This is a genomic window from Pseudomonas akapageensis, from assembly GCF_011355085.1.
In the GTDB taxonomy this organism is placed as follows: Bacteria; Pseudomonadota; Gammaproteobacteria; order Pseudomonadales; family Pseudomonadaceae; genus Aquipseudomonas; species Aquipseudomonas akapageensis.
Genome location: NZ_VXCP01000012.1, coordinates 1 through 23362, shown reverse-complemented (window position 1 = coordinate 23362; position 23362 = coordinate 1). Strand labels below are relative to the sequence as shown.

21 protein-coding genes and 2 pseudogenes are annotated in these 23362 nt (G+C 61.1%); 15 read left to right on the top strand and 8 right to left on the bottom strand.

The features are described 5' to 3' along the window. Positions 1-103: 103 nt before the first annotated feature. A complete protein-coding gene (locus tag F2S13_RS09810) occupies positions 104-1084 on the bottom strand; it encodes a GlxA family transcriptional regulator (protein WP_166360284.1) in 981 nt (326 codons plus the stop codon). A 284-nt stretch (positions 1085-1368) separates the two neighbouring features. Here F2S13_RS09810 and F2S13_RS09805 point away from each other — a divergent pair, with 284 nt between their 5' ends. The 7 genes from F2S13_RS09805 (at position 1369) to F2S13_RS09775 (ending at position 10255) form a co-directional block, all read left to right on the top strand. Continuing rightward, positions 1369-2094 (top strand): cysteine hydrolase family protein, encoded by a 726-nt coding sequence (locus F2S13_RS09805; protein WP_218583880.1) that lies wholly within the window; start codon positions 1369-1371, stop codon positions 2092-2094. Positions 2095-2293: 199 nt separating this feature from the next. Next, the gene (locus tag F2S13_RS09800; protein WP_166360282.1) at positions 2294-2920 is read left to right on the top strand and encodes a dihydrofolate reductase family protein; all 627 of its coding nucleotides are present in this window, start codon (positions 2294-2296) and stop codon (positions 2918-2920) included. A gap of 288 nt (positions 2921-3208) precedes the next feature. Then, entirely contained in the window at positions 3209-4360 is a 1152-nt protein-coding gene (locus F2S13_RS09795; RefSeq protein WP_166360281.1) for an efflux RND transporter periplasmic adaptor subunit, read from the top strand. Beyond that, positions 4357-5043 carry an ABC transporter ATP-binding protein gene (locus F2S13_RS09790; protein WP_166360280.1) on the top strand — a complete coding sequence of 229 codons (687 nt, stop codon included), beginning with the start codon at positions 4357-4359 and terminating at the stop codon, positions 5041-5043. Before F2S13_RS09795 ends, F2S13_RS09790 begins: the two co-directional genes overlap by 4 nt. After that, on the top strand, positions 5043-6254 hold the full coding sequence (locus F2S13_RS09785) for an ABC transporter permease (RefSeq protein WP_166360279.1): 1212 nt from the start codon (positions 5043-5045) through the stop codon (positions 6252-6254). Before F2S13_RS09790 ends, F2S13_RS09785 begins: the two co-directional genes overlap by 1 nt. Continuing rightward, on the top strand, positions 6254-7450 hold the full coding sequence (locus F2S13_RS09780) for an ABC transporter permease (protein ID WP_166360278.1): 1197 nt from the start codon (positions 6254-6256) through the stop codon (positions 7448-7450). The genes F2S13_RS09785 and F2S13_RS09780 overlap by 1 nt, the downstream gene beginning before the upstream one ends. A 354-nt stretch (positions 7451-7804) precedes the next feature. Continuing rightward, the gene (locus F2S13_RS09775) at positions 7805-10255 is read left to right on the top strand and encodes an arylsulfatase (RefSeq protein WP_166360277.1); all 2451 of its coding nucleotides are present in this window, start codon (positions 7805-7807) and stop codon (positions 10253-10255) included. Between the two features lie 66 nt (positions 10256-10321). Here the strand turns inward: F2S13_RS09775 and F2S13_RS09770 are convergent, their stop codons facing one another. Continuing rightward, complete coding sequence (locus F2S13_RS09770) at positions 10322-11266, bottom strand: DMT family transporter (protein WP_166360276.1); 945 nt, start codon at positions 11264-11266, stop codon at positions 10322-10324. Between the two features lie 91 nt (positions 11267-11357). On the opposite strand from F2S13_RS09770, the gene F2S13_RS09765 reads away from it, so the two are divergent. The 3 genes from F2S13_RS09765 to F2S13_RS09755 all read left to right on the top strand — a co-directional run bounded on the left by F2S13_RS09765 (position 11358) and on the right by F2S13_RS09755 (position 13298). Further along, the gene (locus F2S13_RS09765; protein WP_178118999.1) at positions 11358-12293 is read left to right on the top strand and encodes a LysR substrate-binding domain-containing protein; all 936 of its coding nucleotides are present in this window, start codon (positions 11358-11360) and stop codon (positions 12291-12293) included. 85 nt (positions 12294-12378) lie between these two features. Then, positions 12379-12858, top strand: coding sequence for a VOC family protein (locus tag F2S13_RS09760; protein ID WP_166360275.1), 480 nt, complete (start codon positions 12379-12381; stop codon positions 12856-12858). Between the two features lie 47 nt (positions 12859-12905). Next, positions 12906-13298 (top strand): GFA family protein, encoded by a 393-nt coding sequence (locus tag F2S13_RS09755; protein ID WP_166360274.1) that lies wholly within the window; start codon positions 12906-12908, stop codon positions 13296-13298. 156 nt (positions 13299-13454) lie between these two features. Here the strand turns inward: F2S13_RS09755 and aguB are convergent, their stop codons facing one another. Next, positions 13455-14405, bottom strand: a complete 951-nt coding sequence (gene aguB / locus F2S13_RS09750) for an N-carbamoylputrescine amidase (RefSeq protein WP_166360273.1) — start codon at positions 14403-14405, stop codon at positions 13455-13457. 134 nt (positions 14406-14539) lie between these two features. Between aguB and F2S13_RS09745 the strand changes: the two genes are divergently transcribed. Both F2S13_RS09745 and F2S13_RS09740 read left to right on the top strand, forming a co-directional pair. Further along, positions 14540-15415, top strand: a complete 876-nt coding sequence (locus tag F2S13_RS09745) for a LysR substrate-binding domain-containing protein (protein WP_166360272.1) — start codon at positions 14540-14542, stop codon at positions 15413-15415. 207 nt (positions 15416-15622) lie between these two features. Continuing rightward, the gene (locus tag F2S13_RS09740) at positions 15623-17107 is read left to right on the top strand and encodes a multiheme c-type cytochrome (protein WP_166360271.1); all 1485 of its coding nucleotides are present in this window, start codon (positions 15623-15625) and stop codon (positions 17105-17107) included. Positions 17108-17164: 57 nt separating this feature from the next. Here the strand turns inward: F2S13_RS09740 and F2S13_RS09735 are convergent, their stop codons facing one another. Genes F2S13_RS09735 through F2S13_RS09725 form a run of 3 tightly spaced genes read right to left on the bottom strand, consistent with a single transcriptional unit; the run spans position 17165 to position 18884 of the window. Further along, positions 17165-17806 (bottom strand): LysE family translocator, encoded by a 642-nt coding sequence (locus F2S13_RS09735; protein WP_166360270.1) that lies wholly within the window; start codon positions 17804-17806, stop codon positions 17165-17167. 51 nt (positions 17807-17857) lie between these two features. Next, complete coding sequence (locus F2S13_RS09730; protein ID WP_166360269.1) at positions 17858-18178, bottom strand: AzlD family protein; 321 nt, start codon at positions 18176-18178, stop codon at positions 17858-17860. Beyond that, on the bottom strand, positions 18168-18884 hold the full coding sequence (locus F2S13_RS09725) for an AzlC family ABC transporter permease (RefSeq protein WP_166360268.1): 717 nt from the start codon (positions 18882-18884) through the stop codon (positions 18168-18170). Before F2S13_RS09725 ends, F2S13_RS09730 begins: the two co-directional genes overlap by 11 nt. A 128-nt stretch (positions 18885-19012) precedes the next feature. Here F2S13_RS09725 and F2S13_RS09720 point away from each other — a divergent pair. Continuing rightward, positions 19013-19880: pseudogene (locus F2S13_RS09720) on the top strand (LysR family transcriptional regulator). 1 nt (position 19881) lies between these two features. On the opposite strand, the gene F2S13_RS09715 reads toward F2S13_RS09720, so the two are convergent. Continuing rightward, positions 19882-20571, bottom strand: coding sequence for a TetR/AcrR family transcriptional regulator (locus tag F2S13_RS09715; RefSeq protein WP_166360267.1), 690 nt, complete (start codon positions 20569-20571; stop codon positions 19882-19884). Positions 20572-20725: 154 nt separating this feature from the next. On the opposite strand from F2S13_RS09715, the gene F2S13_RS09710 reads away from it, so the two are divergent. Then, positions 20726-21151: a DUF2871 family protein gene (locus F2S13_RS09710; RefSeq protein WP_166360266.1), complete on the top strand. Its 426-nt coding sequence runs from the start codon at positions 20726-20728 to the stop codon at positions 21149-21151. A gap of 450 nt (positions 21152-21601) precedes the next feature. After that, positions 21602-23017 carry a DUF2252 domain-containing protein gene (locus F2S13_RS09705; RefSeq protein ID WP_178118998.1) on the top strand — a complete coding sequence of 472 codons (1416 nt, stop codon included), beginning with the start codon at positions 21602-21604 and terminating at the stop codon, positions 23015-23017. A gap of 102 nt (positions 23018-23119) precedes the next feature. On the opposite strand, the pseudogene F2S13_RS09700 reads toward F2S13_RS09705, so the two are convergent. Next, positions 23120-23257 (bottom strand): annotated as a pseudogene (locus F2S13_RS09700) (AsnC family transcriptional regulator); the annotation flags it as partial. Positions 23258-23362 lie beyond the last annotated feature (105 nt).

Below are 23362 nucleotides of genomic sequence, written 5' to 3'. Positions count from 1 at the left end.
TCCGGTCGTGCGGAGTTTATTGACCGCTACAAATTACTTTAGTGCTGACTATTGTTTGAATTTGACTTACCCAATGCGCGTCGAAGAGACGATCAAGCGCGGACTATCTGTCGGCCCGATCATCTCCTCTAGCCTGGCGAGCGCTGCGGCGCAGTTCTTGAGGCGTGCGTCCGATGCCTCGTACGAAGCAGCGCAGCATGTGATCGGCATCGCCGAATCCGACGCCCCTGGCGATCTCCTCGAACCTTTGCTGCCCGTCCTCGACCAGCGGCCTCGCCGCCTCGATACGCAGGCGCTCGACGGCTTTCGCCGGGGTCACCCCGATGGATGCCGCGAACACCCGGCCAAACTGGCGCACGCTCATATGCGCGACTTCTGCCAAGCGTTCAACTGACAGATCATCGCGCAGATGATCGCGCACATAGCTCAGCACCGAGCGGATGCGATCCGAGCCCGGGTCGAAATCCAGCAGCGACGAGAACTGATTCTGACCCCCTGGCCGCCGATAGTAGACAACCAGCATGCGTGCCACGGAGAGCGCAACCTCCTTGCCCAGGTCCTGCTCGATCATGGCCAGGGCCATGTCGATGCCTGCCGACATGCCTGCGGACGTCCAGACATTCCCATCCTCGGTCCAGATTCGATCACCGTCCACGCGCAGCGACGGATAGCGAGCTTGCAATTGCGGCGCGTAGTTCCAATGCGTGGTTGCGACACGATCGTCGAGCAGGCCGCTCTCGGCCAGCACGAAAGCGCCGGTACAGACGCTGGCAGTGCGGCGGGAACGCAAGGACATCTGCCGGATCGCAACCGTCATCGGCACCATCCAGTCACCAACCGGAGCGGCTGGCGCACCGACGATGATGAGCGTGTCGAGGCCGTCGACAACGTGCAATGTTTCGGTCGTGACCTGCAGTCCGCTCGAAGCACAGATCGACCCACCCTCAAGCGAAGCGACCGTGAATCGATAGCTCGAAGGGCGAGCACGATTTGCGTTGGAGAAGGCTTCGAGCGGCCCACTCAGATCCAGCAATACGAACCCCGAGTAGACCAGGAAACAAACGTGGCGCGTGCGACGCGGCATGACCTGACCGCCAAAAGTCTGGCTGAAGGGTCAATTAGACGCCGCCCCTGTTTCGAAAGTCAACGAATGCAACAACAGGGCTCCCCCTCGCCGGACGCATGCGTGCGCCCCAGTGAAGGCGGCTGTTCGAGTCGGCTGAAATACAGGGATAAACGTCCTTTTCGTGCCTGCTTCTCGCCGTACCGTGGACGCTCCACTTCCACTTCGAGGACATGCAAATGAAATCCAACAGAACTCATCCCAAAAGAATGGTCGCTTACGCCGCCTTGCTGGGGGCCATCCTGATGGTGCCCGGCATCGGTTCCGCCGCCGAGAACCCCTACGCCGATCCAGCCAAGCCCGCGCTCCCGGCCTCCAGCTTTCAATGGGATTCAAGTCGAACCGCTCTGGTCGTGATCGACCCGCAGATCGACTTCATGAGCCCGGAGGGTGCGGGCTGGTCGGTCTTCGGTCAGAGCGTTACCGAGCAAAATCTGGTGCCGAATCTGAACCGGCTTTTTGCGGCATTCAAGAAGGCCGGAACCACCGTAGCCATCTCGCCGCACTACTACTATCCACACGATCATAAATGGGAGTTTGAGGCGCCGGCGGAGACCGTTCAGCACAAGCTGGGTCTCTTCGATCGCAAGGGCGCCTTGACGCTGGATGGGTTCCGTAACTCAGGCGCCGATTTCATGCCGGAGTTCAAGCCCTTCATCGAAGACGGCAAGACCATCGTCGCATCACCGCACAAGCTGTATGGCCCGCAAAGCAACGACTTGATGCTGCAGCTGCGCAAGCAGCGGATCGACAAGATCGTCCTTGCCGGCATGGCCTCCAACCTGTGCGTCGAATCGCACCTTCGCGAGTTTCTGGAGCGCGGTTTCGAGGTGGTGGTTGTGCGTGACGCCGTCGCCGGCCCCAAGCTCCCTGACGGCGACGGATACGGTAGCGCACTGGTCAACTTCCGCTACATCGCCAACGATCTGATGACCACCGACGAGGTAGTGAACAAGCTGGAAGGACGCTGATCCTGGGCATGAGGCCGCTCAGCGGTGACGATCGGGATAGTCAGGCCCTGTTCTTCGAGGGCCTGATCACCCAGCCTGAAAGTGGCGTCAGTAAAAGAATCGCAGGCAGCTGCAATCTCGCACTGTCGATTTCGTAGCGTCTCGTTCGACTATCTTTCAGGGAACGAATCTACTCACGAGGACGAACCGGGAGAAGCATATGCGCAAGCTCACTGTTGCCGCTTTCATGAGTCTGGATGGCGTTATTCAAGCGCCCGGCGGCCCTGAAGAAGATACCAGCGGCCAGTTCCGCTTCGGGGGCTGGATAGTGCCCTACGTCGACGAAGCCATCGGCCAGGCCATACAGGACCTGTTCTCGCAGCCGTTCGAGTTGCTGCTGGGGCGACACACCTACGACATCTTCGCGGGGTATTGGCCGCACGTACAGGCCGATTCAAAAAGCCACTTCATTGCCGACCTGTTCAACAGCGTGCCCAAGCACGTAGCCACCCATCGACCTGACACGCTTGATTGGCAGAACAGTCATGCGCTGAAGGGAAACCTTGCCGACGCGATACGCGCGCTGAAAAACCAGGACGGCGCCCACCTGTTGACCCAGGGCAGCGGCGACCTGGTGCACCAACTGCTTGCAGCCGGGCTGGTGGACGAGCTCCGGCTCATGATTTATCCCATCATGCTCGGGCACGGCAAGCGCTTGTTCGACGACAACGCACAAGCATCGGCCTTCACTCTGGCGCGCTCGATGAGCACGCCTGGTGGTGTGTTAATTGCCCGTTACGAGCGCAGCGGCGACGTGCGTACAGGAACGTTCGACGACGCTGAATAGGAGAAGCCTTGCCTCGGGCCCGCGAGCAGAGGTTCCCGGGTGTCCGCTACTATCCCCATAAATGGGGGTACTACACCCCCAACCGGGCGTTTATCCCCTAATTTCAGGAATATTCCCCCCTCACCCTTTCTCTCGCTTGAGACACTCAGAAACAGCTTGTTAATTAATTTGAATTTTTTCTTCGCCCTATTGTAATGGCTCATGAGTTGCATCACCCCTGGTACCCGCAACAGCTACCTTCCCGAACATCATGGAGACGGCGGGGCTTGTGGGGAGGAGGTGCAGTTCATGCGCAAATTATTGATTGGTTCGTCGATGCTGGCCTGTCTGGTGGTGCTGGGCGGCTGGTTGAGTCGACCACAGCCGTTGCCGGTCAGGCTGCTGGAGGTTGAGCGGGGGCCGGTGGAGACGCTGGTGGCCAACACTCGCGCGGGTACGCTGAAGTCCTGTCGACGCTCGCATCTGTCCTTCAATGTCGGCGGCCAGGTTGCCGAGTTGCTGATCGGCGAGGGCCAGCGGGTCCAGCCGGGTCAAGTGCTCATGCGCCTGCGGCAGGACGAGCAACAGGCCCGGCTGCAGGAGGCAGAGGCGCGGCTGGAGGCCCAACGCAACGCCCGCGAACAGCGCTGCCAGCAGGCTCATCTGGACCGGCGCGACCTCGATCGCCTGGGCCAACTGGCCGACCGCAAGTTGGTTGCCGCCGATCGCCTCGATCAGGCCGAGACCAAGGCTCACTTGGCGAAGCTGATGTGCAGTGCCAGTGCCGTGCTGATCCGCGAGGCCGACGCCAGCCTCCAGTTGCAGCGTTCACTGCTGGAGCAGGCGACCCTGCGTGCGCCATTCGCCGGCATAGTCGCAGAAATCAACGGCGAACTCGGCGAGTTCGTCACCCCTTCGCCGCCGGGTATTCCCACGCCGCCGGCGGTCGACCTGATCGACGATAGCTGCCTGTATGTCGAGGCGCCGATCGATGAGGTGGACGCTGCCCGGGTTCGCCCAGGGACCGCCGTGCGGATCACTCTTGATGCCTTCCGTGGCCAGCATTTCGCCGGCCGCGTCAGCCGCATCGCGCCCTATGTGCGTGAACTGGAGAAGCAGGCGCGCACCGTCGATGTCGAGGTGCGCTTCGACCAGCCGCCGGCCGATCTGGTCCTGCTCACCGGCTATAGCGCCGATGTCGAGATCCTCTTGGAGCAGCGCGCACGTGCTTTGCGCATCCCCACCGAGACCCTGCTGGAGGGGCAGCGCGTGCTGCGATATGACCCGAGCGCCCGGGTGTTGCGCGAGGTGAAGGTGCAAACCGGGTTGAGCAACTGGCGCTGGACCGAGGTGCTCGCAGGGCTGGACGAGGACGCGCGTATAGTCGCCAGCCTCGAGCAGGAAGGGCTCAAGGACACCGTGGCGGTGATCCCGGTGGATGCGGCGGAGACTGAGCAATGATCCGCCTGCGCGGCGGCAGCCGCAGCTTCCAGTTGGGCGAGCAGCAGGTGATGGGGCTGGACGGCCTGGATCTGGACATCGCCGCCGGTGACTACATGGCGGTGATGGGCCCGTCGGGCTCGGGCAAGTCGACCCTGCTGAACATCCTCGGTTTGCTCGATGCGCCGAGCGCCGGCGAATACTGGCTGCAGGGCGAGGCCACGGCGACGCTGAGCGAGGCGCGGCGCGCCCAATTGCGCAGCCAACTGATAGGTTTCGTGTTCCAGTCCTACCACCTGATCGCACGGCTGACGGTGCTGGAAAACATCGAGCTGCCGATGGTCCTCGCCGGCATCGGCGCGGCGCAACGGCACAAGCGCAGCAGCCAATTGGTGGCGCGCCTGGGGCTGGGCGAGCGCATTGCCCACCGCCCGGCCGAGCTGTCCGGTGGTCAGCGCCAGCGCGTCGCCATCGCCCGGGCGATGGTCATGCAACCGGCGCTGTTGTTGGCCGACGAGCCCACCGGCAATCTCGATAGCCAGGCCGGCGCCGAGGTCTTCAGCCTGCTGGAGGAGCTCAACGACGAGGGCCTGACCCTGATAGTGGTGACCCATGACGCCAGCCTGGGCGCCCGCGCACAGCGCCAGTTACACATGCGTGACGGGCGGATCCACAGTGCTGCGCCGCAGCGGGCACTGGCCTGATGCGCGCTGCCGACGCCCTGGGTTTCTGGCTCGGTGCCTTGCGTGGGCATCGCTCGCGCAGCCTGATGCTGCTGCTGGCCATCGCTATCGGGGTGGTTGCGGTCAATCTGCTCACCGGTCTCGGCGCGGGGGCGCGGGCCTTCGTCCTGAACGAGTTCTCGCTGCTCGGGCGCGACATCCTGATCGCTTTCCCGGGCCGCAAGGAAACCACGGGGCGCATGCCGCCGCTCACCGGCCTGACGCCGCACGAGTTGACCTTGCAGGACGTCCAGGCCATCACCCAGTTGCCGGGCATCCGCCGGGTCGCGCCGGTGCAGGCCGGGCAGATGGAGGTGATAGTCGGCAACCGCAATCGTGAGGTGCTGACCCTGGGCACCACCCGGGACTTCTTCGCCATTCGCCAACTGACGGTCGTCCAGGGCCAGCCCCTGCCGGCGCTGGACCCTGAGCAGGCCGAGGCCGTCTGCGTGATCGGCGGCAAACTCCGGCGCGAGCTATTCGGTGCACGCCCGGCCCTGGGTGAATGGTTGCGCGCCGGCGACCGGCGCTTCCGGGTGGTCGGCATCCTCGGTGAGCGGGGCGAATCCCTGGGGATGGATTTCGCCGAGATGTTGATCATCCCGGTGGCCAGTGCCCAGGCCTTGTTCAATCGCGAGGGGTTGTTGCGGGTGTTTGTCGAGGTGCGTGGTCCGAGCTTTCTCGACCGTAGCAAGCGGCTGATACTCGCCGCGCTCAAGGAGCGCCACGAGGGTGAGGAAGACATCACCCTGATCAGCCAGGACAGCCTGCTCGGCGCCTTCGACGAGATACTCGCGGTGCTGACCCTGGCGGTGGCCGGGATTGCCGCGATCAGCCTGCTGGTGGCAGGCATCCTGATCATGAACGTGACCTGGATTGCGGTAAGCCAGCGCAGCGCCGAGATCGGCCTGCTCAAAGCCATAGGTGTGACGGCGGCGCAACTGCGCCTGCTGTTCCTCGGCGAGGCGGCGCTGCTCGCCCTGACGGGGGCGCTGGCGGGGCTACTTCTGGCCGAAACCTTGCTCTGGCTGGGGCGCCTGGCGTTCGATCTGCCGCTCTATGCACCCTGGTGGGCGCGGGCTAGCGCGGTGCTGCTGGCACTCGGCACGGCGCTGCTGTTCGCCTGGCTGCCGGCCGCTCGGGCCTCGGCGCTGGAGCCGGTCGCGGCGCTACGCCCGCCGGGAGCGCACTGATGCGCTGGCAAGATGGTTTCCGGCTGACCAGCTCGGCGCTGACCTGTCGGCCCTTGCGCAGCCTGCTGACCCTGCTCGGAATAGCGATCGGGATAGCCGCCGTGGCGCTGCTCACGGCCATAGGCGAAGGCGTGCGCGGCTATGTGCTGGAGAACTTCTCGCAGTTTGGTACGCGGATCATCACCGTGCGCCCGGGCAAGACCCAGACCAGCGGCCTCGGCGGTCTGCTCGGCAGCGTACGGCCACTGACTATCAGTGATACCGACGCCCTGCGGCGCTTGCCGCATGTCGAGGCGGCGGTGCCGATCATTCAGGGCAGCGGGGATATCCAGTTCGGTCAACTGAGCCGGCGCAGTGACATTCTCGGTGGCGGCCATCAGCTGGCGCAGGCCTGGCGCATGCAGCTGAGCCTGGGCGAATTCCTGCCCGCGGCCCGTGACGGTCGTTCGCCGCCCTATGTGGTGCTCGGCCATCAGCTGCGTGTCGAGCTGTTCGGTGAACGCAATCCGCTGGGCGAGCTGATCCGCGTCGGCGGCGTGCGTTTCCGGGTGATCGGCGTGATGGCGGAGAAGGGCCAGTTGCTCGGCTTCAACCTCGACGATATCGCCTACATCCCGGTGGATTGGGCCGAAAGCCTGTTCAACCGCACCGGGGTGGTCAAAGTCCATGTGGTGTTCGGCGCCGGCACCACTTCGCGGGCGTTGAGTCGGCAGATTCGTCAGGTGCTCGGCGAACGGCACGGCGTGGAAGACTTCAGCCTGAGCACCCAGGACGACATGCTGCGCAGCTTCAACCGCGTTCTCGGCACCCTGAGCCTGGCCATCGGCGCCTTGGGGGGCATTTCCCTGTTGGTCGGCGCCGTCGGCATTCTCACCATCATGACGACCACTGTGGGCGAGCGCACGGCGGAAATCGGCCTGTTGCGGGCGATTGGTGCCAGTCCGCGGCAGGTGCTCGGGCTGTTTCTCACCGAAGCGACGCTGCTGTCCCTGGCCGGTGGTCTGCTTGGTCTGCTGTTGATGGGCCTCCTGCTCGGGCTACTGCACCTGGCCATGCCGAGCCTGCCCTTGGCGCTGCAGCCGCTGTTTCTGCTGCTGGCGCTGCTGCTGGCGGCGGTGCTCGGCATTCTCGCCGGGCTGGCTCCGGCACTGCGGGCAGCCCGCCTGCATCCGGTGGCGGCTCTGCGCAGTGAGTAGCAGCCAGGCCAATGAGCCTGACGGGCTAGCTGTACGCTGCGTGACGATAACGTAAACGCCGGCGCTGGGCCGGTGATTTTAATTGGTTGGCGGCGGCAAAAACTGAGTGCAACACCTGACCGCTTCGGTAGGGTGTTGCATCGATCGGTTGAATCCACAGTCGATTGCAGTCCGTCATGACAGGCCTCAATCGCCAAATGCAATCTGGCACCTCAGCCCTCAGAAGTGACTATCATAAAAAATGCTTGCTTGCGATCTTGCAGCCAGGAGCTGCGCAGCAAGAAGCTTGCCTGAACATCGAGGAGGTTGCAGTCAGGTCGATCGACACCCCCTATCGAACAGGAAGTGGCTCGCATGAAAGCCATCAGACTGGTCGTCTCCGTGACGGTTTCAGGTATCGCTTTTGCCTGCTTTTCCTCAGGGTGCATCGCACAGCAAGTTACCGGTGAGCCGGGTTCGCCCAGGGCCACCACCACCATCAGCGGACAACAGCTTCCGTCGCCCGATCCGAAATTCGGTGGGGTGATCAAGGAAAAGGCTTCAGAGTCAACCGGCTGGTGGGCTCCGCGCATCGTACCGCCCAAGGGGGCGCCTAATGTACTGCTCATCATGACGGACGATAGCGGGTACGGCGCACCGGGCACCTTCGGTGGTGTCGTGCCGACACCCGCGATGGACCGCATCGCCAACATGGGGCTGCGCTTCACCAATTTTCACTCCTCGGCGCTCTGCTCGCCCACGCGAGCGGCGCTCATCACGGGCCGTAACCATCATGTGGCCGGCTTCGGGATAGTGGGCGAAGCGGCTACCGGGTTCCCGGGCTACAACTCGATCATCCGCAAGGAGAACGGCACCCTCGGTGCCATCCTCAAGGGCAATGGCTACGCGACCTCATGGTTCGGCAAGGACCACAACACGCCCTTTTATCAGGCGACCCAGGCCGGCCCCTTCGACCAGTGGCCGAACGGTCTGGGCTTCGAGTACTTCTATGGCTTTGTCGGCGGCGACACGAGCCAGTGGCAACCCAACCTGTTCCGCAATACCACAGCCATCTACCCATTCGAGGGCAATCCGGGCTGGAACCTGACCACGGCCATGGCCGACGAGGCAATCCAGCACATCAAGCAGCTCAAGGAAATCGCGCCCGCCAAACCGTTCTTTGTTTATTACGTACCGGGCGGCACTCACGCCCCCCATCATCCGACACCGGAGTGGATCAAGAAAATCAGCGACATGCACCTCTTCGACGAGGGCTGGAACAAGCTGCGCGATACCATCTTCGCCAACCAGAAGCGGCTGGGAATCATGCCCGAGAACGCGACACTGACGCCGTGGCCCAAGGAGCTGCCGCAGTGGGATTCCCTCAGCTGGGAGCAGAAGAAGCTGTTCATCAGGCAGGCTGACGTCTACGGCGCGTACCTGGCGTATACCGATCACGAAATCGGCCGCGTCATTCAGGCGGTCGAGGACCTGGGCGAACTCGATAACACCCTGATCATCTACATCGCCGGTGACAACGGCGCCAGCGCGGAAGGCATGCTCGATGGCACGCCGAACGAACTCACCACCTTCAATGGCGTTGCCGTACCGGTCAAGGACCAGTTCCTGTGGTATGAGTTCTGGGGATCAGACCGGACCTTCCCGCACTTTGCCGCCCCGTGGGCCTGGGCGATGGATACCCCGTTCAAGTGGGTCAAACAGGTGGCGTCGCATTTTGGCGGGACGGCTCAGGGCATGGCCATGGCCTGGCCCGGACACATCCAGGACGTGGGCGGCATCCGGCGCCAGTTCCATCATGTGATCGACATTGCTCCGACCATCCTCGAAGCGACCGGCATCCCGGTGCCGGATACGTTGAACGGTATTCCCCAGCGCCCCATGGATGGCGTGAGCATGACTTACACATGGGACCCGTCAAACGCCACCGCACCTACCCGGCACACCACGCAGTATTTCGAGATGCTGGGCAATCGCGCCATTTATCACGACGGCTGGGTGGCCTGCACGACCCCGGCGACGCTGCCGTGGTTACTGAGCAATGCCCCGCCACCCGACGTGATCAGCGGCTACAAATGGGAGCTTTACAACGTCATGGAAGATCCCACCGAGTCCAACGACCTGGCGACCAGCATGCCGGACAAGCTCCAGCAACTGCAGTCCATTTTCTATCTGGAGGCGCAGAAACATGATGTGCTGCCACTCGACAACACGACGCTTGCGCGTTGGGATACGCCGCGCCCGAGCCTGACAGCCGGACGAACGCTGTTCACCTATACCGGAGTACTGACCGGCGTGCCAACCAGCGGTGCGCCGAATATCATGGACAGGTCCTATACCATCACGGCCGAGGTCGAGATCCCCGACGGTGGCGCCGAAGGCATGATTGTCACTCAAGGCGGGCGCTTCGGCGGCTATGGGCTTTTCCTGAGCAAGGGCGACCTGGGCATAGGTCGAAGCAAGCCGGTGTTCCTCTACAACCTGCTCGACCTCAAGCGCACGACCTGGGAAGGACCTGAATTGGGCGCTGGCAAGCACACCATCGTCTTCGACTTCAAGTCCGAGGGCCCGGGCCTGGGCAAGGGTGGAACCGGGGTGCTCTCCGTGGACGGTCAGGAGGTAGCCAGCAATACCATGGAACACACCACGCCAATCGCGTTTCCCGAGGACGAATCCTTCGACATCGGTCAGGACACGCGCTCCGGCGTCGCGCTGGTGGAGTATCGCTACGAGGTTCCGTTCAAGTTCACAGGCCAGATCGACAAGCTGACCATCAAGCTTGAACCGATGCTCAAGGCAGCGCAGTAGTGCCAGCGACTTGACCCGGTCCGGCATAGTGCAGGACTGAGTGTGGTCGTGACCGCTGCCACCCGGCTAGAGTTCGGCGTGCTTGACCGGCACCACCCGATGACGCCTCGCCGCCCAGACGACCCCGCCCACCAGCAACACGATGGACACCACTTCCATCAAGCCAGGCACTCGCTGGCTGAACAGAAATCCGTATACACAGGCAAACAACGTTTCGAACACGATCATCTGGCCACTCAAGGACGTGGCCATTCGACGCGAGCAGGCATTCCAGAGTCCATTGGCAACCCACGAGCCACAGAGCGCCAGGAACAGGCAGACCCACAGAAATGTCATCCAGCGGCTGCTTTCAACCTGAGCGGGCACCAGGTTCGGGAACAGCAACAGGGCCACGATGCCGAACACGATCGCCACAATGCCCGTCACGATGCCCAGCAGCGTCGACCATTCGCTGCTGTTGAAATGGCTTTGCTTGAGATAACGGGCATTGTGGGTGGCATACCACGACCAGCAGACCACACCACTGAACCCGCAGGCCAGCCCCAGCAACTGGGAAGACAGCGAGGTGCTCGCCGCCCGCGCGCCGGAATGTTCCAGACTGACCGATACGATGCCCAGGAATACCATCAACAGGGGCAGCTTGAGCTTCGTCATGGGCAGCGAGCCTGCATCGCTACGCCCCAGAAAGGTAATGGCAACCGGCATCATGCCGTTGATCAGGGCGGCCGCGGTCACCCCGCTCAACTGCACGGAAGCGCCCAGCAGCGCATAGTTCAGGACATTCCCGGTCAATGACAGACGCAGCAACATCAAGGCATCGCTGCGTGTCAAACGTGACAGCAGGCGCGACGCGATCGGCAACGCCACAAGGAGCGAGAACAGCCCGTACAGGGCAAACCGCACACTGCTGATCAGCACGGCATTGAATTCCGGGAGCAACGAAGGGCTGATAATCACCCCACCCCAGATGGCGCCCGCCAACATCGCAAATACAATCCCACTGTTCATCATCTCGGCTCTGGCAGGCTATTTTGTCGACATTCTAGCCATGGTATACAGGCGCCACCTGCGATAAAAAGTTGGCCACCCATTCCAGTGCGGAATGTCGCGACATCGTTACCACCCCAGGAGAAGCCTCATCAACCGTTACCTGCGTACCCTGCCCCCACTGGAGACCCTGATCACGTTCGAGGCCGTGGGACGACACGCCAGTTTCACAGGTGCCGCTGGCGAACTCTTTCTCACCCAGAGCGCCGTGAGCAAACAGATGCGCCAGCTCGAGGACGCCATGGGCGTCCCGCTCTTCGAGCGCAAACCGCGGGGTGTCAAGCTGACCAGCGCAGGGGACGAACTGCTGATGACGGTCAACGTGCTCCTCGCCACGATGTACCAGAGCGTCACGCGCATTCGCAATGTCCATCAGTCCAACGCCGTCTCGGTGCTGGCGACCCATGCCCTGGCCCAGTTCTGGCTGTTCCCGAAACTGATCGAATTCAACAAGGCGTACCCGGAAATCGCCGTGCACGTACACGCGATCAACGAGTTCGATGAGGCCAGCCTCAATGATTTCGACCTGGGCATTCTCTATGGTTCTGGCGAATGGGCTTCGCTGGACAGCGATTTCCTGCTGCCGGAAATCGTCTATGCCGTGGCGCATCCTTCACTGGATGTCTCGGGGATCGAAACGCTGGAACAATTGGCACACGCCAACCTGGTACAGATCGACACCTGCGCCTGGCAATGCCTGGACTGGCATCAATGGTTCGGCCACTTCGGCATCGACTACACACCACGGGACAAGGCCCCGGTCTTCAATCAGCTGACATTGGCGTACCGGGCCGTGCAGCAAGGCATGGGCATCGGCCTGGCCTGGACATTCATGGCTGACGAGGCGCTGGCCAAGGGCGAACTGCAGCGGGTCACGCCCTTTCAATGCGTGACGGGCAATGGCGAGTTCCTGGTGTCGCTCAAGCATCGCAAGCGCTCTGCCTGTGCCGAGGTTTTTCGCCAGTGGCTCCTGGGGTCGATGGGCGACTGACGACGCATGCAGACACGTTGCTGAAGTGGCCCGACCGGGATGCGCGACTAGAATGAACCTTCAGCCCCCATTCTGGAGCATCAAGATGATCAGCAAGAACACCATTTGCCTCTGGTACGACGGCACCGCACTGGACGCTGCAACCTTCTACGCCAAGACGTTCCCGGACAGCACCGTGGGCGCTGTCCATCGCGCCCCTGGCGACTTTCCGTCCGGCAAGCAGGGCGATGTCCTGACGGTCGAGTTCACCGTGATGGGCATCCCTTGTCTCGGGTTGAACGGGGGCCCGGCGTTCAAGCACAGCGAGGCTTTCTCGTTCCAGGTCGCGACCGATGACCAGGCTGAAACGGACCGCTTGTGGAATGCGATTGTCGGAAACGGTGGCCAGGAAAGTGCCTGCGGCTGGTGCAAGGACAAGTGGGGACTGTCGTGGCAGATCACGCCTCGGGTTTTGACCGCCACCTTCACCAGCCCGGATCGAGCGGCGGCCAAGCGCGCGTTCGACGCCATGATGGGGATGACGAAGATCGACGTTGCTGCGATCGAAGCAGCCTTGAAGGGGTGACCCGCGCGTAGACAATTCCGACCGCTCGATTTCAGAGGAGACACAGCATGGACCGATTCACCGGCGGTTGCCTGTGTGGCAATGTACGAATCGAGGCAACGGGACGTCCGTACCGGGTCGGCCTTTGTCACTGCCTCGACTGCCGCAAGTTTCATGGCGCCCTTTTTCACGCATCCGCGATCTTCCCTCAGGATGCTGTGACGATCGATGGCGAAACGCGCGACTACGCCGGACGGTTTTTCTGTCCCCGCTGCGGCTCGTCCGTTTTCTCACGCAGCGCCGACGAAATCGAAGTGAACCTGGGATCCCTGGATGCCCCTGACCAACTGAAGCCTACCTATGAAAGCTGGATCATTCGGCGCGAATCCTGGTTGCCACCCTTTCCGCTCACGAGACGATACGAGCGCGATCGTGATGCCACGGGTCGATTTGAGAAGTAGGTCGCAGGTTCTGCAGTTTCAGTGTATTGCACAGGGACAGGCCTCGCGCACTCGGTGTAGCCGCTGCCGCAGGCTGCGCTGGAGCCCCGCGAGGGCTCCTCTGCGATCTTGAAAACCTGCGCCCGCTTTGCGGTCGAGCGCAGCCTGCGGCAGCGGCTACGCCGAACGTGCAATGCCATCCTCTGCCGTGCTCCAGCGAGCATTCGTGTGACGCCCATCCTGGGTCAACAGCGGCCCGTACATCTCCGGACGGCGGTCGCGATAAATGCCCCAGCTCAGGCGCTCCTCCCGTATGGCGGCCAGGTCCAGGCTGTGCACCAGCACGCCAGTGCTGTCGCGGTCAGCCTCGGCGAGGAGCTTGCCGTGGTGATCGCAAATGAAGGACGAGCCGTAGAAGATCATCTGCAGGTCCGGATCGGTGGTCGCCACTTCCCGGCCGACGCGGTTGGCCGCCACGACCGGCAGGATGTTGGCCGCCGCATGACCGCGCATGGTCATTTGCCAATGGTCACGTGAATCCCGGGCTGCACAGCCAGGTTCAGAGCCAATGGCGGTGGGAAACAGCAAGACTTCGGCACCCATCAAGGCCAGGCAGCGTGCGGTCTCGGGGTACCACTGATCCCAGCAGATACCCAGACCCATGCGCCCAAACGCGGTGTCCCAGACACGAAAGCCGGTATCGCCGGGGCTGAAATATTCCTTCTCCTGATAACCGATGGCGTTGGGGATGTGGGTCTTGCGATAAACACCCAGCAGGCGTCCATCGGCATCGGCCACGCTAAGCGAGTTGAAGTAGGCATTGCCAGCCTTCTCGAACCAGCTCAGCGGCAGCACCACGCCCAGCTCCTTGGCCAGCGCGGCGAAGCGCTTGAGCACCCCGCTCTCTTGATATTCCTCGGCCAGCGCCATGTGCTTGTAACTTTGCTCGATGCAAAAATACGGGGTGGCAAACAGCTCCTGCAGCAGGATGACCTGGGCGCCCCTGGCAGCCGCCTCACGCACCAACTGCTCGGCCTGATCGAGGTTGTGTTTCAGGTCCCAGGTGCAGGGCATCTGGGTTGTGGCAACGGTCAGGAAACCGCCGTTTCGAATTTCACTCTGCTGCATGACCAATACCTTTCAAATAAGTAATTGTTGCCAATGTAAACCGCCCAAGCGGTCATGGCATGCATGCTATGTCTGGAAAAAAGTCGAAACAAACGATAGATTTTGTACACTTATGATTAGATGGACTTATCAGAATGCTCAAACACTGGCCGCCCCTAAACACCCTTCGCGGCTTCGAAGCCGCCGCCCGACTGGGCAGTTTTCACAAGGCAGCAGCGGAGTTGCACCTCACTCAGTCGGCGATCAGTCAGCAGATCCGAACCCTCGAAGCCTACCTTGAACAACCCCTGTTCCTGCGTAACGGACGTAGCGTTGTCCTGACCAACGCCGGGGCCGACCTGCTCAGCACCACCCAGTCCCTGCTGCAGCAAATTGCCGTCGGGATTCGCCGCCTGGGGCAGTACCGCAAGCCCAACCAACTGGTACTCAACACCACCCCAGCATTCGCCCGTCACTGGCTGCTGCCACGCCTGGAAAGTTTCCGTCGCCAGCATCCGAAAGTGGATCTCTGGTTATTCACCACCGATACGGCACCGGAGGACATGGCCAGTGAGAATATCGATCTCGCCATACGTGATGACGCCAGTGCCCAGGCCGAGTACAGCTTCAAGGTGCTGCACACTGACCGCCTCTACCCGGCTTGCCACCCGAGTCTGCTGACAGTGCCCAGCGAACAGCGCACAACCCTGCATGGCGAGCGGGAAATGGACTGGAGCAACTGGGCAGTGGAAGCTGGCCTGGATGTAGGCCAGCAGGATCATGGGCTGAACTTCTCCGATCCTGGCCTGCTGCTGGACGCCGCCTGCACCGGGCTGGGTATCGCCCTGGTCAGCGAATTGCTGAGTCAGCAGGCCCGGGCCAATGGACTGTTGCAACCCTTGGTCGAGAAGACCATTCGCGGCCCCAACTGGGCCTTGCTGACCCATCGAGACAGCGAGAACGACCCACTGGCGCGCAGCTTCAGCGAGTGGGTGCTTGAGCATCTGGCAGCAGGAAGCCGGTCTACGTAACGGTTCTGGAATCGGCTGAAAGAGCGGCCAGCCACCCCCGATTTCGGAGTGAATTCCCCCACTAATGGGTGCCGTTCCCCAGCATTATTCGCGTCTCGATCAGCACAGAATTTCAACCTCTGACCAATGTTTGCCGGGCCTTCAGGCCATACGACACATTTTGTCACAGTCCTTGCAGAGTCATTACCAAGTGAGCTTCTCCCATTCATGAAAGGTGGAGAGTCGAGGAGATTTACCTTGGTGATCAGATCTTTCGTTCGCCGTTTTTTATGCTTTCTGGCCTGCCTGCTTACGGTAACGCTGGTGGCAGCCGACGAACCCCAGGGCAATGACAACCAGGATAATGAAAAGTGGCTGGAGCCGGCACGCTCCAAGCTCATTCATGTGACTGGCGGGATGCCGTTCTTTCCCCATCGGGCCAATACCCCCGGCAACCTGGTTTTGAATGTAAAGGACTTCGACAATGCCCAGGTATGTGGCGCCTGCCATACGGAGATCTACAAGCAGTGGCGCTCGTCGATGATGTCCCAGGCCTGGGATGAACCCATCTATCGGGCCTTGCTCCAGCGTGCGAGTTCGGCCACAGACGGGAAGGTCGATAACTTCTGCACCGGCTGCCATACCCCGATCGGTCTCACGACCGGGCAGATCACTTCGCAAGTCAACCGCTCCTCGATCGAAGACAGCGAGAAAAATCATCCGATGCCCGGGGTCGATTGCGAGAGCTGCCACAACATCAGTGGCCGCACGGGCCTCGATAACGGCGCCTATGTCCTGAGCCCTCGAGCGCACGGTAAACCGACCAAGTTCGGCCCGCGTAAAGATGCCGTTTCGCCCTATCACGACACCGTATATTCCGCCCTGCACACGCGCTCGGACTTTTGCGGCACCTGCCACAACGTCACGCACCCGTTCAGCAGCGTGGCGGTCGAGCGAACCTATGACGAATGGCAGGAGAGCTCCTACAGCCTCAACGACGTAACCTGCCAGAGCTGCCATATGCCGGGTTTTGCGGGTAAGGCTGCGATCATGGGGCCAGACCGCGAGCAAGTCGCCTCCCATTGGTTCAGCGGAGCCAACGCCATGATGCTGGATCATCTCGGTCAGCAAGAAGGTGCGCAACGTGCGCGCGCCATGCTCGCGGGCGCGGCGGAAATAAAGTTCCAGCAACTGCCGGCAGCCATCATTCCCGGGCAATACACCTCGGTTGCAGTGAAAGTTGCCAATGTCGGCGCCGGCCACAAGCTGCCGACCGGCTTTCCGGAGGGACGGGAGATGTGGATCGATTTCCGGGTGCTGGATGCCAGTGGTCGCGAGCTCTATCGGCTGGGCTCGATCAAGGACGGCAAGACCGAGAACGGCACGCGAAATTTCAAAGTGCACATAGGCGACAAGGACGGCAATCCGTTGGATGTCGAGGTCTGGAATGCCACGCAAATTCTCTCGGACAACCGCATTCTGCCCAAGGGCTACGATATTGGGGAGTTCTCCTTCCTGGTGCCGGCCGACGCCGTCGGGCCGCTCACCCTGACTGCCGAACTGAACTACTGGCCGTTCTCGCAGAAGCTGGCCGACTACCTGCTTGGCAAGGATAAGTTGAAGGTGGAAATCACCCAGATGGCCAAAGTCACACAGAGCGTACCCCTGTCGCCAAGCCTGCCAGTTGCCGGGGCAGACACTGCGCACTTTTAGCTGAGCAGTGTCGACGTCCAGACTGGCCCCGATCGCTGCGTGTGCAGCAATCGTCCGCTAAGCGACCTGTCGACGCATAGTAAGGATGGCCGCACCGAAGAAGATGAAAGTCGACCCCACGAGCCGGCTGATCCATCGAGAATACTCGGGCCGTGTAAACATGCCCTTGGCCCGGGAGGCAAGCGCCGCATACAGGCTCAAGGAAACCAGCGACAACGCCATGAATATCGACGTGAGAAGCAGAAACTGCGGCAGCAGTGCGGCGCTCTGGTCGATGAATTGCGGGAACAGAGCAGTGAAAAACATCGTCGCCTTCGGGTTGGTGGTCGCTGTCAGAAAGGCCGATTTGTACAGTTTCAAACGCGATGGCCTGCTCTCTTTGCGATCAGCGCGAACATCCTCCGCGAGCATCGGGCTCTTTTTGAGCAACTGCCTGGCACCCAGGTAGAACAGATAGCCGGCGCCCATGATCTTCACGGCGTTGAACATCCATTCAGAACTGGCGAGCAAGGCACCCAGGCCCAGCATGGCAGCTGCCGACAGGCAGAACAGTCCGCAGGCATTGCCCAGGGAGGACCACAGCGCGTAGCGCGGTCCATAGGACAGACTGTTGTTGATCGCCATCAAGGTGGCAGGACCGGGACTTGCGATGGCAATCGCTGCAACCAGGGTAAAAGCGAGAATCGAGTGAAGATCCATTGTTCAGACTCCATTTTTCAGACTTGAGTGTGATTGGATGGGTATTGCCAGTTACACGGCGACACTGAGCTGCCTGAACAAGGCCGCTACGGCTATCCCCGCCGCAATCGCCGGCAGGGGTTTGCGCAGCAGCAGCATCACGACCGCCGTCGTCAGCAAGGCGAGCCGCGCGCCGTTGTCACCCGTGACCGCCAGGGGCGCCAGAAGAGCCACCAGTACCGAACCGGACATGGCGCTGATGAACTGCTGTACCCGGTAGTTGATGGGCACGAAAGACATCACGAAAACCCCACCCCATCGCGTGGCCAGGGTGACTACCGCCATGATCAGGATGATGACGAATGTGCCGAAGCCTGCGCTTTCAATGTTCAACTTTCTTCTCCATCCACACAGCCCCCAGAAGGCCGCCCGCCAATGCCCCGACGACGACATGACTGTTTTCCGGCAGGTACCGGTACGCCAACAGCGATGAGCCGGCCGCCACGCTCCAGATGATCAGCATGCGCAGGTTCTTTTGCCCGCCGATCACCATCGCCAGCAGGAAGCAGCCCATCACCATGTCCAGGCCCAGGCTCACCGGGTCCTGGATCGCGCTGCCAAAATACAGGCCCAGCCAACTGCCCAATGCCCATGCCGACCACAAGGCAATGCCACCGCCCAATAACAGGCCCAGGCCCGGCTTGCCGACATTGAATGCCTGCATCGACATCGCCCAGTTGGCATCCGACACCACCAGCATCACGCCATAGCGTTTGGCGCGGGGAAGATCGCGCAGCCAGGGATACAAGGTCGCCCCCATCAAAAGGTGCCGGGCATTGATCGCAAACACGGTAATGATCAGGGGAACAATCGGCACCTGCCCTGCCCACAGATCGAGAACGGCAAACTGCGCAGCTCCGGCAAACACCAGGGTACTCATGAGCAGGGTCGACGAATCGTCCAGACCTGTCTGTGCGGCGGCCAGGCCGAAGGCCACCCCGAAGATCACTACGAACAGGGAAATGGGCAAGAGCTGTTTGAAGCCATCCCATACTTGCTGCGCATTCAGCTCCACTGAGCTTTTCTCGACACTCGACAAAACGTCGCCTCCTCTTCTCTGTCACGGCGTGCTGCGGTTTGGACGACATTTTGCCGGCTTGAGTTGAATCCAGAAAAGCGAATAAGTGTTATAAGGTGCATTCGTTTTTCGAATGGCAGGAAGTGGCGATGCATTCCACGGATTTGCAGATCGACTGGCTGAGAACCTTCGTGGCGGTCGGATACGGGCTCCATGACAGCCGCGGCGCGACAGATCTCGCGCTCCCAGTCAGCGGTGAGCATGCAGCTGAAAAAGCTGGAGGACAGCATTGGCCGCCCCTTGCTCAACCGCGAGCCCAGGCAACTCTCCCTGACCCCAGCTGGCTATGATCTGCTCGGCCACGCCCGCAAGGTGCTGGAGTCCCATTCGAACCTGGTGCTTGCGATGCACGGCGCAACGCTTTCAGGGCGGCTGACCTTCGGCGTCCCGGACGATTACGCGGTGCCTTATCTTGTTCCGGTATTACGCAGCTTTGCTGCCCGCTTCAACGAAGTCGAGGTGACCCTGGTGTGCGAGGAATCCACCGCGCTGTGGGCAAAAATCGACCGCGGTGAAATCGATCTGGCGCTGGTCACGCGTGATGCGCCTGCACGGGGCGAACTGTTGTTCCGGGAAGCCCTGGTGTGGGGAGCGGCCGAGCAGCATGAGGCATGGAAACGCAATCCCCTGCCCATTGCCGTGCACGAGCTCGGCGGACGCCTGCGCACCGAGATCCTGGCAACGCTTTCAGCCCAGCAACGCGAGTACCGGGTTGTTTACAACAGCCCTAACGTTGGCGGTCAATTAGCTGTCGCAGAAAGCGGCATGGCGGTAGCGGTGCTCACCCGCTGCAGCCTCTCGCCCAGCTTGAAGATGCTTGACGGTCGACAAGGGCTGCCCGAACTTCCGGTGGTGGAAGTCGTACTGATGCGCAGCCGGGATTCAAAGGGATCCCGCGCGGTGGATGCGATGTACGACCAGGTCATGCGAACACTGAAAGACCCGCTTTGCACCTGATTCATTGTGGCGAAGAAGAAGACCGCGAACGCGCCCCCGGGGCTTTGCGCTTTGTTCGCGCTTGTTCATCCTCCGCCAGCGCCTGACGAACGAGCGCCCTGGCCGCCCAGGCGGCGGCGTCGAGTGATTCATCGATGCTCGCGCGACCGACATCGCGCACGGCGATCAAGGCCTCGGTGCCCATGACGATCGACAGCGCCTGCTTCAGTCGCTTGCGCGCCCGGGGTGAGAGCACGTCCTTGAGCGAATCGACAATCGGCTCGATGTAGTTCATGCGTCGGCCCGGCCGCAGGGGCGTGTGGGACTCGTTCTCGAGCCACACCGTCATGAACGAACGCTCCATCACGTGCAGGCCGATCTCGTCGTCGATCAAGAGTTGGTTCAGCGCGTTCGCCGCCAGCCCCATGCTCTTTACCGGATCGTCTCCCGGCTGCCAGATGTGCTCCAGCGGCTGCATGTCACGATCGGCCGCCGTCTCGCTTATCAACGCCTCGACCGAGGGAAAGTAGCGATACGCCGTGGCGCGCGACACCATCGCGCGCTCAGCCACTTGCTCGATAGACGGGTTATGGCCCTCGTCGCGCAAGGCAACAGCGGCATCGATAAGCGCTTGACGCGTACGGCGCCGCTGATTGGCGCGGCCTTGTTGATCGCCGTCACGGACAGACGGGCTTGACTTCGAGGGCGGCATGGAATAAATGATACTCCGTCTTGTAATGAGACTTAAGTCTCATAATAGACATAGGGCAACCAATCAACAAGAGGTCGCCGCCGCGTCGGGCAGAACGACTTCACATTGATTATTCAGCTACTGAGCGCGCCTCAGGGCGCATGAGGTGAAGGTCATGAATCACAATCCCCGTTCGCGGACCTGGTTTCGGCTCGCTGCCATCTACTTTGCCATTGGCGTGGTGCTGGGTGTGGCGATGGGCGCGTCCGGCGACCACTCGCTCTTCGCGGTACACGCCCATGTCAATCTGTTGGGTTGGGTGTCGATGGCACTGTTCGGACTCATCGGCACAGCGCACCCCTCAATCACCGAGGGGCGCGTTGCTGCAGCGCAGTTCTGGACGTACAACGTTGGCGTCCCGGTGATGCTCGGCGCATTGACGCTGCGTCTCAAGGGGGTCTCGTCAGTCGAGCCATTGATTGCCGTCGCATCGATCCTCGTTGGCTGCAGTGTGCTGCTGTTTGTGTGGCTGGCGTTCTCGCGCATCGGCGCAGCGGCCGAGCGCTTTGGCAACGCGACAGGCGAATCGCGCTTGTCGTGACGAGGAAATGGGCAGCGTATCGGTGCGGGGTGAGATCCGCCTTGGATCGATTGCTGCCCTTCGCAACAGACTGCAACCGGCCAGAAGCAGACAGTGACATCGTGCCTATCCCCTGTGGGAGCGGGCTTGCCCGCGATGGCATCACCGCGGTGGTTCAGACAGACCGCAGCGTCTGAATCGCGGGCAAGCCCGCTCCCACAGGGGTTGGCATCCGATCATCATTTCACCGGCTGCTTCGGGTCGCGCCCCCCCAATCGAATACGTCCCCGAACCCAGAATCAATTCAATACCTGCAATACAGCACCCAGGATCAGAACTGCTACGCTTGAAACAATACCTTCGGCGCTTTCCAGGAAACCGGCGCACGCATTGTCTGTGGGCTGATGGAACAGTCGCATTACCAGATCCTGTGCCCAAGCGATTCAGACTTCGTTGAGCAAAGGAGTGGACATGTCCCCCCGCAAAAATAAGTCTGCCAACAGCATGACAAGGCAATCGGAAGACAACGGGGATGAGCTGGTCTTTCACTCGCGCAAGGAGCGTGTGTACGCGGGTGAGCAATTACGCGAGCGTCTGCCGCATGCGGTTCACGCCGTATGGAAACCACCGCGCAAGCACCGTGACCCTATCGAACTCCTCGAGGAGTCAAACCGCTATCGACTGCCGAATCTGGTGCCTGTGCGCTACGGCCGCATGTTGCGCAGCCCATTCACTTTTTTACGCGGTTCTGCGGGCTTGATGGCGCATGACCTGGCCACCATCCCGACCACTGGCATTACGGTGCAGGCCTGCGGGGATTGCCACCTGATGAACTTCGGGTTGTTCGCGACACCCGAGCGCAACCTGATTTTTGACATCAACGATTTCGACGAAACGCTCCCCGCCCCCTGGGAATGGGATGTAAAACGCCTGGCGATCAGTTTTGCCGTGGCCGCACGGGATAACCGACTCAGCGATAAAGAGGCACGGACCATAGCCACCGAATGCGTTCGTTCTTATCGCGAGCGCCTGCGCAAATTTTCCAGGATGAACCCGCTGGATGTCTGGTATGACTGCCTGGATGCCCAATCGATCATCGATATGGCGCCCAATGCTGAAATCAGGAAAATCCGGGAGCAATTGGTCGCAAAGGCCAGGATGCGTGTCGGCGATTACCTCTATCCCAAGATCAGCAGTGAAGTTGGGGGGCGACGGCGCCTGATCGATCAGCCGCCCATACTTTTTCATGTGTATGAAAAGGGCTTCATGCAGCACGTCCGTACGGCACTGCACGATTATCGATTGTCGCTACCCCATGAACGGCGCGTGCTCTTCGATCGTTACCGTCTCGAAGACATTGCCGTCAAAGCTGTCGGGATCGGCAGCGTCGGTACGTATTGTTTCGTCGGCCTGTTCTTTTCCGCGGAAAACCACCCTTTGCTCCTGCAATTCAAGGAAGCCTGTCCCTCGGTACTGGCGCCCTATGCAGGCAAGAGCACCTACGAGAACCAGGGGCAGCGCGTAGTCACGGGGCAGCGTCTGATGCAGTCTTCCAGCGACATCTTTTTGGGTTGGACACGCAGCCTGAACGGCCGGTACTTTTTTGCACGTCAGTTGCGAGACATGAAAATGTCAGCGCCCATCGAAGGCATATCCGCGGCACGATTGAAGATGTACGCCGAGTGGTGCGGTCTTACCCTGGCTCGTGCCCACGCCAAATCAGGGGATGCGGCGCTCATTAGTGGCTACCTGGGCAAGACGGACTCCTTCGACCAGGCCATCGGAAAGTTTGCCATCGCCTATGCCGATCAAAATGCAAAAGACCATGCCACGCTGGTGGCCGCAGAAAAATCAGGGCGGATCAATGCGTTGAGAGAGGAAGAGTGACGAAAGGATTCACAACCGTGAATGGTTTGAATCTGACATTGATGCACGCGACCCTTCCTTTTACCTGCCTGAAGGTCGAAGCAGGAGGTTGCCCCCCCACCATCACAAGGGCAGCGGCCTATCCTGGATAACCCGTTTCATGACGAGGGTGGAGGTAAGCCGTTGCACATTGGGCAACGTTGAAGGGCTTTCATCGTAAAGCCTTTGGAAGGCTGGTAGATCCTGGGCGATGATGTGCACTGTTGAAAGGCATCCAGTTGAGCATCGAGGTCTTCCTCGCGCTGATGCGAAGCGATCCATGAGGACGGAAGTAGAGTAAGGATGGTGGACTTGCCCCTGCAAAAC

What these genes read in the sequence shown, in the direction of transcription:
- F2S13_RS09810 (WP_166360284.1), bottom strand. Translation starts at nt 1,084, where the DNA reads ATGCCGCGTCGCACGCGCCACGTTTGTTTCCTGGTCTACTCGGGGTTC.
- F2S13_RS09805 (WP_218583880.1), top strand. Translation starts at nt 1,369, where the DNA reads ATGGTGCCCGGCATCGGTTCCGCCGCCGAGAACCCCTACGCCGATCCA.
- F2S13_RS09800 (WP_166360282.1), top strand. Translation starts at nt 2,294, where the DNA reads ATGCGCAAGCTCACTGTTGCCGCTTTCATGAGTCTGGATGGCGTTATT.
- F2S13_RS09795 (WP_166360281.1), top strand. Translation starts at nt 3,209, where the DNA reads ATGCGCAAATTATTGATTGGTTCGTCGATGCTGGCCTGTCTGGTGGTG.
- F2S13_RS09790 (WP_166360280.1), top strand. Translation starts at nt 4,357, where the DNA reads ATGATCCGCCTGCGCGGCGGCAGCCGCAGCTTCCAGTTGGGCGAGCAG.
- F2S13_RS09785 (WP_166360279.1), top strand. Translation starts at nt 5,043, where the DNA reads ATGCGCGCTGCCGACGCCCTGGGTTTCTGGCTCGGTGCCTTGCGTGGG.
- F2S13_RS09780 (WP_166360278.1), top strand. Translation starts at nt 6,254, where the DNA reads ATGCGCTGGCAAGATGGTTTCCGGCTGACCAGCTCGGCGCTGACCTGT.
- F2S13_RS09775 (WP_166360277.1), top strand. Translation starts at nt 7,805, where the DNA reads ATGAAAGCCATCAGACTGGTCGTCTCCGTGACGGTTTCAGGTATCGCT.
- F2S13_RS09770 (WP_166360276.1), bottom strand. Translation starts at nt 11,266, where the DNA reads ATGATGAACAGTGGGATTGTATTTGCGATGTTGGCGGGCGCCATCTGG.
- F2S13_RS09765 (WP_178118999.1), top strand. Translation starts at nt 11,358, where the DNA reads ATGTCGCGACATCGTTACCACCCCAGGAGAAGCCTCATCAACCGTTAC.
- F2S13_RS09760 (WP_166360275.1), top strand. Translation starts at nt 12,379, where the DNA reads ATGATCAGCAAGAACACCATTTGCCTCTGGTACGACGGCACCGCACTG.
- F2S13_RS09755 (WP_166360274.1), top strand. Translation starts at nt 12,906, where the DNA reads ATGGACCGATTCACCGGCGGTTGCCTGTGTGGCAATGTACGAATCGAG.
- aguB (WP_166360273.1), bottom strand. Translation starts at nt 14,405, where the DNA reads ATGCAGCAGAGTGAAATTCGAAACGGCGGTTTCCTGACCGTTGCCACA.
- F2S13_RS09745 (WP_166360272.1), top strand. Translation starts at nt 14,540, where the DNA reads ATGCTCAAACACTGGCCGCCCCTAAACACCCTTCGCGGCTTCGAAGCC.
- F2S13_RS09740 (WP_166360271.1), top strand. Translation starts at nt 15,623, where the DNA reads ATGAAAGGTGGAGAGTCGAGGAGATTTACCTTGGTGATCAGATCTTTC.
- F2S13_RS09735 (WP_166360270.1), bottom strand. Translation starts at nt 17,806, where the DNA reads ATGGATCTTCACTCGATTCTCGCTTTTACCCTGGTTGCAGCGATTGCC.
- F2S13_RS09715 (WP_166360267.1), bottom strand. Translation starts at nt 20,571, where the DNA reads ATGCCGCCCTCGAAGTCAAGCCCGTCTGTCCGTGACGGCGATCAACAA.
- F2S13_RS09710 (WP_166360266.1), top strand. Translation starts at nt 20,726, where the DNA reads ATGAATCACAATCCCCGTTCGCGGACCTGGTTTCGGCTCGCTGCCATC.
- F2S13_RS09705 (WP_178118998.1), top strand. Translation starts at nt 21,602, where the DNA reads ATGTCCCCCCGCAAAAATAAGTCTGCCAACAGCATGACAAGGCAATCG.